This is a genomic window from Microcoleus sp. w1-18aA5, from assembly GCF_036701705.1.
Lineage (GTDB): Bacteria > Cyanobacteriota > Cyanobacteriia > Cyanobacteriales > Microcoleaceae > Microcoleus.
The window spans coordinates 49,971-64,420 of record NZ_JAUPTE010000017.1 but is presented as its reverse complement, the minus strand read 5'-3'; the positions used below and the strand labels follow the sequence as shown (position 1 = coordinate 64,420).

At 46.8% G+C, this 14,450-nt stretch carries 14 protein-coding genes; 11 read left to right on the top strand and 3 right to left on the bottom strand.

The window, feature by feature from the left end; all coding sequences use genetic code 11:
• The first annotated feature begins 24 nt into the window (after positions 1-24).
• The 3 genes from kdpC (at position 25) to Q5691_RS09070 (ending at position 3,358) form a co-directional block, all read left to right on the top strand.
• The gene (gene kdpC, locus Q5691_RS09080; protein ID WP_333307783.1) at positions 25-654 is read left to right on the top strand and encodes a K(+)-transporting ATPase subunit C; all 630 of its coding nucleotides are present in this window, start codon (positions 25-27) and stop codon (positions 652-654) included.
• A 167-nt stretch (positions 655-821) separates the two neighbouring features.
• A complete protein-coding gene (locus Q5691_RS09075) occupies positions 822-1,964 on the top strand; it encodes a universal stress protein (RefSeq protein ID WP_333211115.1) in 1,143 nt (380 codons plus the stop codon).
• 125 nt (positions 1,965-2,089) lie between these two features.
• Positions 2,090-3,358, top strand: a complete 1,269-nt coding sequence (locus Q5691_RS09070) for a sodium:proton antiporter (RefSeq protein ID WP_333211117.1) — start codon at positions 2,090-2,092, stop codon at positions 3,356-3,358.
• A gap of 94 nt (positions 3,359-3,452) precedes the next feature.
• Here the strand turns inward: Q5691_RS09070 and Q5691_RS09065 are convergent, their stop codons facing one another.
• Both Q5691_RS09065 and Q5691_RS09060 read right to left on the bottom strand, forming a co-directional pair.
• Complete coding sequence (locus Q5691_RS09065) at positions 3,453-4,091, bottom strand: class I SAM-dependent methyltransferase (RefSeq protein ID WP_333211118.1); 639 nt, start codon at positions 4,089-4,091, stop codon at positions 3,453-3,455.
• 6 nt (positions 4,092-4,097) lie between these two features.
• Positions 4,098-4,559, bottom strand: coding sequence for a cupin domain-containing protein (locus Q5691_RS09060; RefSeq protein WP_333211120.1), 462 nt, complete (start codon positions 4,557-4,559; stop codon positions 4,098-4,100).
• 261 nt (positions 4,560-4,820) lie between these two features.
• Between Q5691_RS09060 and Q5691_RS09055 the strand changes: the two genes are divergently transcribed.
• The 3 genes from Q5691_RS09055 to Q5691_RS09045 all read left to right on the top strand — a co-directional run bounded on the left by Q5691_RS09055 (position 4,821) and on the right by Q5691_RS09045 (position 9,024).
• Positions 4,821-6,275, top strand: a complete 1,455-nt coding sequence (locus Q5691_RS09055) for a folate/biopterin family MFS transporter (RefSeq protein WP_333211122.1) — start codon at positions 4,821-4,823, stop codon at positions 6,273-6,275.
• Between the two features lie 130 nt (positions 6,276-6,405).
• Positions 6,406-7,902: a carotenoid oxygenase family protein gene (locus Q5691_RS09050; protein ID WP_333211124.1), complete on the top strand. Its 1,497-nt coding sequence runs from the start codon at positions 6,406-6,408 to the stop codon at positions 7,900-7,902.
• 288 nt (positions 7,903-8,190) lie between these two features.
• Positions 8,191-9,024, top strand: coding sequence for a DUF4436 family protein (locus Q5691_RS09045; RefSeq protein WP_333211126.1), 834 nt, complete (start codon positions 8,191-8,193; stop codon positions 9,022-9,024).
• A gap of 116 nt (positions 9,025-9,140) precedes the next feature.
• Here Q5691_RS09045 and Q5691_RS09040 read toward each other — a convergent pair whose 3' ends face one another.
• Entirely contained in the window at positions 9,141-9,995 is an 855-nt protein-coding gene (locus tag Q5691_RS09040; protein WP_333344551.1) for an SGNH/GDSL hydrolase family protein, read from the bottom strand.
• A 361-nt stretch (positions 9,996-10,356) separates the two neighbouring features.
• Here Q5691_RS09040 and Q5691_RS09035 point away from each other — a divergent pair, with 361 nt between their 5' ends.
• The 5 genes from Q5691_RS09035 to Q5691_RS09015 all read left to right on the top strand — a co-directional run bounded on the left by Q5691_RS09035 (position 10,357) and on the right by Q5691_RS09015 (position 14,186).
• Positions 10,357-10,599, top strand: coding sequence for a DUF7219 family protein (locus Q5691_RS09035; RefSeq protein ID WP_190658612.1), 243 nt, complete (start codon positions 10,357-10,359; stop codon positions 10,597-10,599).
• 113 nt (positions 10,600-10,712) lie between these two features.
• A complete protein-coding gene (locus tag Q5691_RS09030) occupies positions 10,713-11,246 on the top strand; it encodes an RDD family protein (protein WP_333344549.1) in 534 nt (177 codons plus the stop codon).
• Between the two features lie 38 nt (positions 11,247-11,284).
• Positions 11,285-11,473 carry a 50S ribosomal protein L33 gene (gene rpmG, locus Q5691_RS09025; RefSeq protein WP_006631376.1) on the top strand — a complete coding sequence of 63 codons (189 nt, stop codon included), beginning with the start codon at positions 11,285-11,287 and terminating at the stop codon, positions 11,471-11,473.
• Positions 11,474-11,652: 179 nt separating this feature from the next.
• Entirely contained in the window at positions 11,653-11,868 is a 216-nt protein-coding gene (gene rpsR / locus Q5691_RS09020) for a 30S ribosomal protein S18 (RefSeq protein ID WP_006631377.1), read from the top strand.
• A 311-nt stretch (positions 11,869-12,179) separates the two neighbouring features.
• Positions 12,180-14,186: a ribonuclease R family protein gene (locus Q5691_RS09015; RefSeq protein WP_333344547.1), complete on the top strand. Its 2,007-nt coding sequence runs from the start codon at positions 12,180-12,182 to the stop codon at positions 14,184-14,186.
• Positions 14,187-14,450 lie beyond the last annotated feature (264 nt).

The following is a 14,450-nucleotide window of genomic DNA, read 5'->3' as shown; positions in this document are numbered from 1 at the left end:
GCAAATAACCGATCGAGGTAATTTATGAGAGAAATAATTAGAGCCATTCGCCTTACCCTGGTTTTGTGGGGAATTACAGCTATTATTTACCCTTTAATCTTGCTAGTAATCGGCCAAATTGCCTTCAACTCCCAGGCAAACGGCAGCTTAATTACCAACCAAGGAGTTGTAGTTGGCTCTGCTTTAATCGGTCAGCCTTTCTCCTCAGAAAGATATTTTTGGGGTCGTCCCAGCACCACCAATTACAGCAGCTTTGCGACAGAAAATTACGATCCGACAAAGGAAGAAAATGTTAGTCAAAGAACAGGCGTTTCTGGTGCTAGCAACCTGGCTCCAAGTAACTCGGATTTGCTGAAGCGAGGTAATCAAAAAGAGGGTTTTCAAGGGGTGCAAGTTGAATTAGATCGCCTCAACAAAGCTGGTATCAAACCAACTGCTGATTTAGTCTACACCTCTGGTTCTAGCCTCGATCCGCACATTAGCGTAGAGGCAGCTCGATCGCAAATTCAGCGGATAGCAACAGTGCGATCGCTCAATCTTAATCAAGTAGAAATGTTGGTAGCCAAAAATACAGATGGTAGATTTATCGGCATTTTCGGTGAACCGGGAGTTAACGTCCTGAAACTAAATTTGGCTCTCGACCGTTTACAATAGTTTACAGTCAATAGTCAGTAGTCATTAGTCATTAGTCATTAGTTATTAGTTATTAGTAGCAACAAACAACCGCCAACTGACAACAGACAACAGACAACTGACAATCGCCAACAGACAACTGACAACTGACAACTGACAATCGCCAACTGACAACTCACTACTCAGCTATGATTCACTCTAGCGAAATTACCAACAATCCAGACGCGGTTTACGCCCAACCAAACCGCACTTACGATCGCACCACCCGCCGGGGAAAGCACAAAATATTTATCGGCATGGCCCCCGGTGTCGGCAAAACGTTCCGAATGCTGGAAGAAGGACACAGGCTCAAATCTGAAGGCATTGATGTGGTAATTGGACTGTTAGAAACTCACGGTCGGAAAGAAACAGCAGCTAAAGCAGAAGGATTGGAAGTAGTACCCAAAAAACAAATGCGGCGCGGCGAAAAAATGCTCACCGAAATGGATACAGATGCTGTCATCGAACGCCGTCCTCAATTAGCATTAATAGACGAACTGGCTCATACAAACATTCCGGGTTCTCTGAGAGAAAAACGATATCAAGATGTCGAACAAATTCTCAAGGCTGGAATTGATGTTTTCTCCACCCTCAACATTCAGCACATAGAAAGTCTCAACGATTTAGTAGCTCGAATTACCGGAGTTGTAGTGCGAGAGCGAGTACCCGATCGCGTCCTCGAAGATGCTGACGAAATAGTCGTTGTCGATGTCACGCCAGAAACTTTAGAAGAAAGGTTGCTTGAAGGCAAAATTTATGCTCCCGAAAAAATTGAACAATCTTTAGAAAACTTTTTTCAGCGCCGTCATTTAATCGCTTTGCGAGAACTCGCCCTGCGAGAAGTCGCAGACAATGTGGAAGACGACGCAGCAACTTTAAAAGGTCAATCTTGCAACATTCACGAACGAGTTTTAGTGTGCATCTCGACTTATCCGAATTCTTTGCAACTGCTGCGGCGGGGCGCGAGGATTGCTAGCTATATGAATGCCCCATTTTATGCTGTGTTTGTCAACGATCCAGACCGATTTTTAACAAAAGCAGAAAGCTTGCACGTTGAAACTTGTGAGAAACTCTGTCAAGAATTTAAGGGGCAGTTTTTGCGGGTAAACGGCACTAATATAGCCAAAGCAATTTCGGAGGTAGCGAAACAGTATCGCATTACTCAAATTGTGATCGGCGAAAGCCAGCAATCCCGCTGGAAATTGCTGCTGCGGGGTTCTTTGACTCAACAGTTAGTGCGATCGCTCAAACACGTAGATTTGCACATCATCGCTACTGAAAAAAGTCAGTAGTCATTAGTTATTAGTCAGTAGTTGTGAGTTGTTAGTTATTTTGCAGAAAAACTGCAACTTTTGGAGGATAGGTGAATCTAGCGGGTGGTGGATGCTGCAGAAGCTTTTATCTGTCAAGATTGCACTTGGTAAACCTGATTAAAAGTGCGATCGCTATGGTGGATGATTACATTCTCAACTTGCTAGTTATTGGCATCCTCCTGCTTACCGTTACCTTGGGTTCCGGCTGGATTTCGCGATTGCCTGTATCTTATGCCTTAATTTATCTCATTGTCGGTATCGGATTGGGGCCCTACGGCATCAAGCTGATTGACTTGCGTCCCGAAGCTGAATTTTTAGAAAGACTTACAGAATTTGTAGTTATTGTTTCTCTGTTCAGTTGCGGCTTAAAAATGAATCGCCCACTGCAACTTTGGGCCTGGAATTCCACAGCGCGGCTGATCGGTTTTTTAATGCCAATTTCGATTTTTGCTGTTGCTGCGATCGGTCATTGGTTTGTGAAATTAGATTGGGGCCCGGCGATTTTACTGGGAGCAATTCTCGCTCCCACCGATCCAGTTTTAGCCTCAGAAGTTCAGTTAGCTCATCTAGACGATCACGATGAATTGCGCTTTGGTTTAACATCGGAAGGCGGTTTGAACGATGCTTTAGCTTTTCCCTTTGTTTATTTCGGAATTTATGCACTAAAAGATAACAACTGGCCGAACTGGTTTTCGCAGTGGGTAGCAGTTGACTTGATTTGGGCGATCGCCGCAGGTATCGTTATGGGAATTTTAGTAGCTAAAGCCGTCACCTGGGTCGATCGCCAACTCCAACACTATAGACCGGCCGATCAATTAATGGAAGATTTCATTGCTCTCAGCACAATTCTGCTTACATATTCCCTCACAGAAGTAGTCAACGGCTACGGATTTCTCGCAGTTTTTGTAGCAGGAATTGTGGTGCAGCGGAGTTACCGCAACCCAGAAAAGCCGCTTTCCCAACTGCACTTTACCGAGCGCATAGAAAAGTTAATGGAAGTAGCAACTATTTTACTATTAGGTTCACTTTTGCGCCTAGAACCTATGTTGGCATATGGAGGTTACTCCCTCTTAGTAGCTGGATTGTTAATTTTTTTAATCCGGCCTGTGGGAGCTTGGATTAGTACGATCGGCAGTCCTTTGCACCCAGCCAACCGCTGGCTTTACGGTTGGTTCGGCATTCGTGGTGTCGGTTCTATCTATTATCTTACATATGCTTTGGGTAAAGGTTTGAAAGGCGAAACGGCAGAAAAAATTGCCTGGATTACCTTTTCAACCATCGTACTTTCTGTGATTCTGCACGGCATTACTTCTACCCCGTTAATGAACTGGTACGAGCGCCGAATCAAACCTGACGTACCAGATTTAATTTAATTCAGTCACTAACCTCATATAGATTGTATGCCATATTTGTAGGGACACGGCAGTGCCGTGTCCTTACCCGGCTCAGCGAATTTCACGAAATACTCTAAACTGGTTTGACACCAATTAATAAAGCGAGTTCCCGCCACTTCCAATAACAATCTGCATCGGTAAAACCAAGTTCTCTAAACCAGCGCAATTGCGTTTCGACATCTAGCAATTTATTAGATGGATCGTCTGGCGAATCGCTAATACCGATCGCCTCTCGAAATTTATCATGCAAAGCGGGAGTTGGTGATGCTACGTGCTCCAAATTGCCAAAAATGCCTCCCGGTTCCAAAAGCTCGAAAATCTCGGTGTAAAGCGAACGTTTGCGATCGTCTGCTACATGATGAATCGCAAAACTAGAAACAACCGCATCAAACTTGCCCAAATCCGCCGGTAGCGATTCGTCAAAATTGTGTTCGATTACCGTGACATTCTGGTCATCAGCAAAGCGAATTCTGGTTTTTTCCAGCATTGTCGGCGAAAAGTCGATCGCCACACATTCCACATTTGGTCGATCGCACTTAAGCAGACCCAGCAACCGCCCGTCTCCCGTACCCACATCCAGAATTCGCTTAACATTTTTCGGCACTTCCTCCAACAAAACCGCTTCACCTTCAGTGCGGTGAGGAATTCCATCAGCTTTAGCAAGATACCACAAAGCGTGTTCCGCCGAAGTCCAAAGATTCACTTGACTCATAAATTCTCAACTCTCATAAACTTCGCCATTTTTGTGAGTAAAAATCCAACCATTATCCGTAGCTTTGGCAATTAAATCATCATCGGGATATTCGGCACTATCTCCCGGAGTGCGATCGCCCATTTCCAGATAAACAACATCTGCATTGCTGCGGTTGACTAAATGATGCCCATCTGAATCACCCGCGCGAAAACCCGCAGCCATACCCGGTTTCAGCACCTGCTCTCCCGAATTTGCAATCAGAGTAACTTCCCCTTCCAGAACATAGATTAACTCATCTTGACGAGTGTGCCAATGCCTGAGAGCAGAACAACTTCCCGGCGCAAGTCTCACCAAATTCACCCCAAAATTCTGCAACCCGGCAGCATCGCCCAAGCGTTTTTTAACTCTCCCCGCAACAGCAGATTGGAATTGCTGAGGGTACTTAGAACCCGTAATTTCCGGCACGTTTTTAGGGTCAATAATCATATAACAAAGCTGACCGCAGTTGTGAGTTTTTTCTTCTTTCTCTTGCTTGGCGTCCTAGGGTTTACGCGCGGCTTCGCCTAACGCGCCTTCGCGGTTCGTTTTTCGGTTTTTATTATTACAAAACACGCTTAAATTCAAGATAAATACAATTTTATAGCACTTACCAGATCCCCGCCACTCTCGCCTCCCACCTCCGACAGTTCCCCCAACTCATTAAGAATGTGTTATAAATATTGAGATTCATTAAGAAATATTGCTCAAATGCTCGTTTCCCCCTCCGGCGTCAGCAAACTCAAAGAATCTTTAAAAGAAAAAGTATTCTTTGGGAATGAGCCAACCCCCGAACTCATAGCCATCTTACTGATTTACTTCGTCCAAGGCATTCTCGGACTAGCCCGCTTAGCCGTCAGCTTCTTTCTCAAAGACGAACTCGGCATGAGTCCGGCAGAAGTCTCGGCCATGCTGGGCGTCGTAGCCCTGCCTTGGATTATCAAACCCGTGTTCGGGTTCATGTCCGACGGCTTGCCGATATTCGGCTACCGCAGACGCCCTTACATCGTCCTCTCCGGGCTGCTGGGAACCTTAGCATGGGTGAGCCTCGCAACAATTGTACACACACCGCTGGCAGCTACAGGCGCGATCGCCCTGAGTTCCCTCTCCCTCGCCGTCAGCGACGTAATCGCCGACTCCCTGGTAGTCGAAAGGGCCAGAAAAGAATCAGTTACCGACGCCGGTTCCCTGCAATCCTTGTCTTGGGGCGCAGCTGCCCTCGGCGGACTAATTACCGCCTACCTCAGCGGTTCCCTGCTGCAACACTTCAGCACCCACACTATCTTTTTAATCACTGCATCTTTCCCGCTAATTGTATCAGCAACAGCTTGGTTAATTGCCGAAGAAAAAACCGACAAAAGAACCGACTTTGATACAGTCAAAGACCAATTCAAACAACTACGGCAAGCTGTTACCCAAAAAACAATTTGGCTGCCCACAGCCTTTCTCTTCCTTTGGCAAGCCACCCCAAGCTCAGACTCCGCCTTCTTCTTTTTCACCACCAACGAATTAGGCTTTCAACCAGAATTTCTCGGCCGAGTGCGCCTCGTTACCAGCATTGCCGCCCTCGCCGGGATCTGGCTGTTTCAACGCTTCCTCAAAACAGTTCCATTTCGAGTAATTTTTGGCTGGTCAACCGTCCTTGCGGCTGTTTTGGGCATGACTACTTTATTATTAGTAACTCATGCCAACAGAGCTTTAGGAATTGACGATCAATGGTTCAGCATCGGAGACAGCCTGATCCTGACAGTAATCGGACAAATTGCTTATATGCCGGTGCTCGTACTCTCCGCCAGATTGTGTCCCCCAGGCGTCGAAGCAACTTTATTTGCCGTGTTGATGTCAGTCACCAACTTAGCAGGACTTATTTCCCACGAAGGCGGCGCACTTTTGACCCACTTGCTAGGAATTACCGATCGCAATTTCGATAACCTCTGGCTGCTAATTGTCATCACAAACCTCTCCACACTTCTGCCCCTACCCTTCTTAAATTGGCTGCCCGCCGATAGTACAGAAAGCGCCGATCCAAATTCTCAAAAGTCTCTTCCCGTATTAGAACCAGAAATCGGCAGTTCCAAGCCAGGCGGACAGCATTTCATGCCCGAATACTTTCCCGACTTAGTACCCACAGTAAGGTCACAAAGCCGCACCGCAGACAGCAAATAAACGCAGGCACACACGGATTTTGACACGGATACACGGATGAATTTAACTGTGTTTCCCAATTCTCCGATTTTCCTTCTCTCTGCGCCCTCTGTGTTCTCTGCGGTTAAATCAATAAAAGCTTATTCTACCAATGCCAAACTTACAGATTTCTCAACCTCAAACCGCAGCTCAAAACGTATCATACGATCGCACAGACTGGCAGCGCGGGTACGAATCCCAACCCAACGAATCCGACTACTGGATTGACGACATAGAAGGCGAAATCCCCGCCGACTTGCAAGGCACATTCTTTCGCAACGGGCCCGGATTATTAGAGGTCAACGGCCAACGCATCCACCACCCGTTTGACGGTGACGGGATGGTTTGTGCGATCGCAATATCCGAAGGCCGCGCCCATTTCCGCAACCGATTCGTCCGCACAGAAGGCTATCTCGCCGAACAAGAAGCCGGAAAAATTCTCCACCGAGGCGTTTTCGGCACACAGAAACCAGGGGGTTGGCTAGCCAACATCTTTGATGTCAAAATCAAAAACATTGCCAACACCAACATCATTTATTGGGGCGACAAACTGCTAGCACTTTGGGAAGCCGCACAGCCCTACAGACTCGACCCCCGCACCCTAGAAACACTCGGCTTAGATACTCTAGACGGCATCTTGGAACCCGGTGAAGCCTTCGCCGCCCACCCCAGAATTGAAAAAGGGAAAAATGGCAAAGGAGACAGATTAATCAACTTTTCCGTCAAACCAGGTTTGTCGAGTACAATTACCATTTACGAACTCGACGAAAGCGGCAAACTTTTGCAGCGTCACGCCCATGCAATACCGGGTTTTGCCTTCCTGCACGACATGGTAATTACCCCGAATTACTGCATATTCTTCCAAAATCCCGTCAGCTTCAATCCGCTGCTTTTCGTGTTAGGATTTCGGAGTGCCGCCCAGTGTATTCAATTTTCGCCAAACAAGCCAACGCAAGCAATTTTAATTTCCCGCAACGGCACTGACGAGGTAAAGATATTAGAAACTGAACCTTGTTTTGTCTTCCACCACTGCAACGCATGGGAAGAAGGAGACGAAGTTTTTGTTGACTCAGTTTGTTATGAATCGTTTCCAAATGTAGAAGAGGACGGCGATTTTCGCGAGGTTGATTTTGACAGCGTTCCAGCGGGCGAATTGTGGCGGTTTAAGTTAAATTTGCAAGACAAAACCGTGCAGCATCAAGTTGTTGAAACTCGGTGCTGCGAGTTTCCAACTCTGCATCCCAATAATGTCGGACAACCTTACCGATATCTTTATATCGGTGCTGCTGATGCTCCCACTGGGAATGCTCCTTTGCAAGCTATCCTCAAAATTGATTTTGTGACTGGTGAAAGGCAAATTTGGAGTGCGGCGCCGCGCGGTTTTGCGGGGGAACCGGTGTTTGTTACCCGTCCCGATGCTGTTGCCGAGGATGACGGCTGGCTGCTGGTTTTAATGTATGATGCAGCTAATCATCGATCGACCTTAGTGATTTTAGATGCTCGCGACATCACCAAAGGACCCCTAGCGCGCTTGCATTTAAAACAGCACATTCCCTACGGCTTGCACGGAAGTTTCACGCCAAATGTATTGCTTCCTATCGGTTCGTAGTTCGGCTACTATGGGCGGGCAGAATGCCCACCCCACAAAAAAGAAAATTGAACTCTTGTGGAACAGGCATCTTGCCTGTTCCTAAACAAGTAATTGAGAATGCTCTAATATCTCACTTTTAACCGAATTTAGCTATGAGCCAGGGGTTTACACCCCTGGCTGACTGACTGCGGAGAGTGCGGGAAATACTAACAACAATTTACACAGAAAAATCCATAGTAAATGCAAACAGTCAACAAATTTAATCTAAAAAAAATACTTATTTTAATTTGCAGTCTGGTCGCAATTTTGGCAATCATCCTATCTATTTATTCTCACAATGCTAACGCTCAAGAGCCTTATAATCCCTCTCCAGAAAGCACTGTAGCGTCCAAAGGCTTGGTTGAGGTCAAAATGACATTAATTGCCGTTGATCCCATTAAAAACGAACTAGAAGCCCGCTTGCAGTTTGAACTCAAAGGTATCTATAAAAAAGGGCCAACTTACCCGGCGCAAGACTTGTTAATGACAGTTAACGGCGCAAACGTACAAGATTCGGAAATTACCTTTAAAGAAGGCAAACCGATGATTGTCCCTGCATTGAAGTTTAACTTAGTCAAAGGAAAAATTAACAATTACCCATTTGACAGGCACATTGCTAAAGTAGCTATTTCGATTGACCCGCTGCCTTCAATTGGTAAAAAGTTTGCTCCCTTTGAACTGAATCCCGTGCCGCTGGAATTTAATTTTCATGCCGATGTTCCCGGTTTCGACATCAGCTATAAGCCGATGGAAGAGAATTCATCTATTTTTATTTATATCGATGTTTCTGCAACTCGATCGCTGCCGGTGAAATTCTTTGCGTTAGTAATAATTGTGATCATGTGGGTGCTGTCAATTATGGCGCTTTTGCTAGCATTGAAAGTGATGAAATCAGGCAAGTTGCCGGAAGTGGGAATGTTGAGTTGGACTGCTGTCATGCTGTTTGCTTTTCCAGCGATTCGCAACGCTCAACCGGGGGTGCCTCCCGTGGGAACTGCCAGCGATTTCCTTTCCTTTTTTTGGACGGAAATTATAGTTGTGGTGGCGTTGGTGATTATCGGTAGCTGTTGGTTAAAGCGGTATCATCCGCCGATTGAATGATTTTAGATTTTAGATTTTATATGGGAATAATTTACCCCCGATATAAATCAGGGGGCTTGTAGCTTTGATACTTTCACTTAACAGCCAACAGTCAACTGTTAACTACATTCAAAAATTCAATTTTTGACTTCCAAATTCTCAATATCCTTTGCGGGTACGCCCAAACCGCGCAAGATAGTAAAAGCCATAATTCGATATCCCGATTGATTTGGGTGCACTCCATCTGCAGCCAACAAATTCAGAGTCTTGCCCGCGTGCTTTTGATACGTGCCGATAACTTCCCGAAAAGGCGCATTCAAATCAATAAACAAGCACTGATTCTCTAACGCAATTTCTCGCATCGCGGCAACATACTGTTGCAACCTGCGATTTTCTGGGCCGTCGATACTTTCCCCTATCAGAGTAGGAGAAAGCAGTACAAGTCGAATTCCTGCGGCTTTTGCGGCCAGCACCATTTGAGTTATTTTCTCCCGATATTCTGCCACTTGCACTCCTGCGGACCAGTTGCCTTCCGGATAAAACTGATTGTTTGGGAAGTCGAAGAAAGCGTTCCAAACGTCGTTTACTCCGACATTAATCATCACTAAACCTGGCTTTTGATCGATCGCATCTTTCTGGAAGCGCGCTTGCATATCAGTCGATTTGTTACCGCCGATCCCGGCGTTGATGATTTCGATTTTGCGATCGGGATAAAGGGCATTCAGATAGCGTTCTAGCAGCCAAACGTAACCTCCGGGGTATTTCCCCGCCTCGGTGATGCTGTCGCCCACTATCACAATTTTGCGCTTGCCGGTGAGCAAGTTCTGGATTTCTGGTGCCGGCGTTGCTTGGGATACGGATTCTTTAAACACTGGAATTAAGGAGTGAGGAAGGTTGAAGGCGATAACAGCAGCAATTACGGCAATGGCAAGTCTAATTAAAAATTTCCTCAGCCGGGGTTTGGGACGGGGCGATAGCGCATTGGGAGACATTACGCAGATTCCTATTAAAACTCTAACTATTTATGTCTGCAATAATATTATCCATTTCAGGGGTTTTTGTCACTTATTTCAATAACTCAGTCATGGACTAACAAAAACCTGGTTTGGACGCCACATCCTAAGTTATAAGCCTTAAGGCAGAAACCTGGTTGTTGACCCCGCCTGCGTAAGCTATACAGGTGAAATTACTGAGGTTTTTGTTGCCCCGATCAGTCCGTGTAATTGCCATCACAAAAAAGTTCGCCCAATGTCACATGATTTCTGCTACTTACGGCACAACTTTAGCAGGTGTTCGCGGTTTATAATATTATTGATTAGTTCAGGAAACAACTTTTCATGCGAGGTTAAAGCAATGGTAGCAAATTCAAATTTTTTATATCCTCAAAATCGCTATTACGGTGAGGTAAAACCAGAGAATTTGGTATTTAATGCGAATTTACAAGAGTTTTCTCAGCGAGTGGGTTACATCAGTTCCTTGACATCTAACGGTAAAATCTCTGTGGAACAGGCATTTACTCAGATCCAAACACTGTGGGAACAGGTGGAAAAGTCGAAAAAGCAGTTGGGAATTGGCGAAAATCCATTTTCAGCTTGAATAATTAGCGGTTGGCTTGGAAGTTGAGTGACGCGCCATTGATGCCGATCGATTAATCCACAGCTTAAGATGAAAAATGAAAAAGTAGCTAGTGGCGATCGACCTTTTTGCCTATGAGTTCCGATTTAGTACCTCTCCTTCCCAAAGTATCCGTCGGCCGCCGCGCTGCGGCCCTCTGCATCGACGGAATCGCAGTTTGGCTGCCCAGTTTGCTTCTGGGTACTAATGCGATCGTCCAAACCATATTTTTTGTCCTGCTGTGGCTGATCATGCGCGTAGCCATCGTCAGGAAAAACCAAGGTCAAAGTCTGGGGCGCTGGGCCTTGGACATGAAAATTGCCGATACCAGATTCCACCGGACTCCCGGAGTGCAAGAACTCTGCAAGCGCGAGGCATTGCTGGGCTTTTGCGCCGCCTTAGCCTTCGCAGGTATAGGTGGGCTCACATCTACCAACGCCGCCGTCTTGCTGCTGATGCTGCCCCTGGCGATCGACTGTAGCGTTGCCCTCACCTCCGCCGAAAGGTTTCCCCAAGCTTTCCACGATCGCATCGGCGGGACGATCGTAGTTGGAACCCGCCGTGGCTACTCCCTCGACATCAAAGTTAGAAGATTGCTTGACCAAGTGCAGAGCAATGTGAGAAGATAATAAATTGTGTTTAAATTAGTCGAAATTTATTTAGAATTATGGCTAAAGGCGTCCGCATCATAATTACTCTAGAGTGTACTGAGTGCCGTACAAACGTAAGCAAACGCTCAAAAGGCGTGTCTCGGTACACCACCACCAAGAACCGTCGCAACACGACGGCGCGGCTAGAACTCAAAAAGTTCTGCCCCCATTGCAACAGCCACACTGCCCACAAAGAGATCAAGTAGATCAGTGGTCAGTTGTCAATGGTCAGTTGTCAGTTGTCAGTTGTTATTGGTCAACAGACAACAGTTAACAGACAACAGTCAACAGTCAACAGTCAACAGACAACAGTCAACAGTCAACAGACAACAGTCAACAGTCAACAGTCAACAGTCAACAGTCAACAGTCAAAAAACAACAAACCATGACTTACTTTCGCCGGCGCGTTTCGCCCATCAAACCAGGAGACCCGATCGACTACAAAGATGTCGATTTGCTCAAAAAATACGTCACAGAACGCGGTAAAATTTTGCCCCGCCGGATTACCGGTTTGACGGCAAAGCAGCAGCGAGACCTGACCAGAAGTATCAAAAGAGCAAGAATTGTAGCTTTGATGCCCTTCGTAAACCAAGAAGGTTAACAGGATTTGGGATTTTGGGTTTTAGATTTTGGACTGGAATAAGACTGGCGCGAAAACAACGTCTTTCTGCCATTAAGAGTGCAGCAAGAATGCAGCGAAATAATCGCGAAATAGGGTTAAGAGTCGCTGCAGCGCAAGTCTTAATCAAAAGTAAAAAGTTAAAAAAGAAAGAAGAAAAAGAACAACTTTTTAGATTTTAACTTTCACAATTGACCAGAAAAATTGCCAAAATCCAAAATCTAAAATCGCAAAGTCGAAACTCGATAAGTGGCTATTGTAAAAATCCAAAATCTCAAATATAAAGCTGGCAAGTGGAGAAGGGAACGTTAGTAGAATTTAGAGTGCACGGCGACCGCCGTCTGGCAGTTGCCGATCGCCCCGATGGCAAGAAAAACTGGGTCGTGGTAGACGAAAACGGTCAACCGCACAGCATACCGCCCAAACAAATCAGCTACGAAGTAGTCGGAGAAACTTACAAACCCTCCGACATTCCCAAATTTCTCAAAGAAGTAGAAGCCTACTCAGATCCGTCGAGTTTGGAAGTAGCTTGGGAACTCCTAGTCGGCGACGGAGAAACAGCAGATCCCGAATCCCTGGCAATGCTGCTATTTTCGGAGAGTAGTGCGGCCCAGTGTTACGCGGCTTACTGTTTGCTATCAACAGACAAACTGTATTTCAAACAAAAGGGCGATCGCTACGAACCGCGACCGGCCGCCCAAGTAGCCGAAATCAAACACCAGCAAGAAGTAGAACAGCAGCGACACCAAGAATCCCAAGGATTTTGGGATCGAGTCAAACAGCGGCTGGCAGGGGAAAATGTCGATTGGGAAAATAGCGATCGAACTCGCCTCGACGCCCTAGAACGCTTTGCCCTCCTCGGAGAAGAAGCAACGCACCGCACCCCAGCCTTAGAAACTTTAGCCAGCTTACAACGATCCGAAAACCCTGAAGCAGCATTTGGTCTCCTAGTCGAGCTCGGCCTCTGGAGTACCCACGAAAACCTGTTTTTGCGGCGCAGCCAAATTCCCCTACAATTCTCCGCAAAGGTATTAGAAGTGGCCCAACGCTGCCTAGAAAATCCCCCAACCGACTCCGACACAAATCGTCTCGATTTAACTCACCTCAAGGTTTACACGATCGACGACGAAAGCACCACCGAAATCGACGACGGCCTCAGCTTAGAATTCCTCGAAAACGGCCAGCAGCGGATCTGGATACACATTGCCGATCCCACCCGCTTGCTTTCCCCCGGAGACGAACTCGACCTCGAAGCCAGAAAGCGCACCACTACGGTTTACCTGCCCACGGGAATGATCCCCATGTTTCCCCCAGCTTTGGCAACCGGGCCGATGAGTTTAATTCAAGGCAAAGAGTGCAGCGCGCTCAGCTTCAGCGTCACCTTAGACGAAATCGGCGCGGCTCAAGATTACAGCATCCACATCAGCACCATAAAACCCACCTACCGCTTGACCTACGATGACGTAGATGAAATGCTGGAGTTGGGAATCGAAGCAGAACCGGAAATAGCAGCGATCGCCTCTGCAGCAAAACTGCGCCAAAAATGGCGGGAAGCCCAAGGCGCAATCAGCATTTTCATGCCAGAATCCGTCATCAAAGTCAACGGCGACGACATCAAAATCCACGTCATCGACGACTCCACAGCCCGGATGCTAGTAGCCGAAATGATGATTTTAGCCGGCGAACTCGCCGCCCGCTACGGTCAAACTCACAGCCTGCCCATACCCTACCGCTATCAGCCACAGCCGGAACTCCCTCCCGATGAAGAACTGCTGGCTGTACCCGCAGGCCCCGCCCGCGCTTGCGCTGTGCGTCGGTGTATGCCCCGCAGCGAAATGGGCCTCACCCCCGGACGCCACGCCGGCTTGGGTTTGGAATTATACACTCAAGTTACTTCCCCGATCCGCCGCTATACCGATTTGCTGACTCACTTCCAAATCAAAGCCCACCTGCGGGGCGAACCCCTACCTTTTACTGCTGAAGAAATACAGGACATTGTGATGTGTCTCGGCACCGCAGTTAAAGAAGCATCCACCGTAGAACGCCAAACAAACCGCTATTGGGGATTGGAATATTTGCGGCGCAACCCCGATGAAGTTTGGGAAGCTTTAATGCTGCGCTGGCTGAGGGAAGACAGCAATCTCGGATTGATTTTATTGGAAGATTTGGGTTTAGAATTGGCAATGCGATTTGGTCGATCGGTCGCCATAGGCGATCGGCTAGAAGTCAAAGTCACCCACTGCGATCCGCGATCGGATGTCATTAACTTCCAAGAAATGATCTTTGAAGCCGCACAATAGGATTTGAGATTTGAGATTTTAGACTGCAAAAATCTGCGTTGAAGGCTGAAACTGAGGATAAATCTCGTTTTTAGTCGAGTTTCCGACCGAAAGCATCCAGGATACAAGCCCCCGGCTTCATTCCTGGAGAAATAAAAAACCTGTATCCGATGAAAATTGCCCCCCGAACTTATCCGTGGGGTCAATTCTAAAATCTAAAATCTAAAATCTAAAATCTAAAATCTAAAATCGATTGACCCCCTCGCATCCCCCTTGTCAAGGACA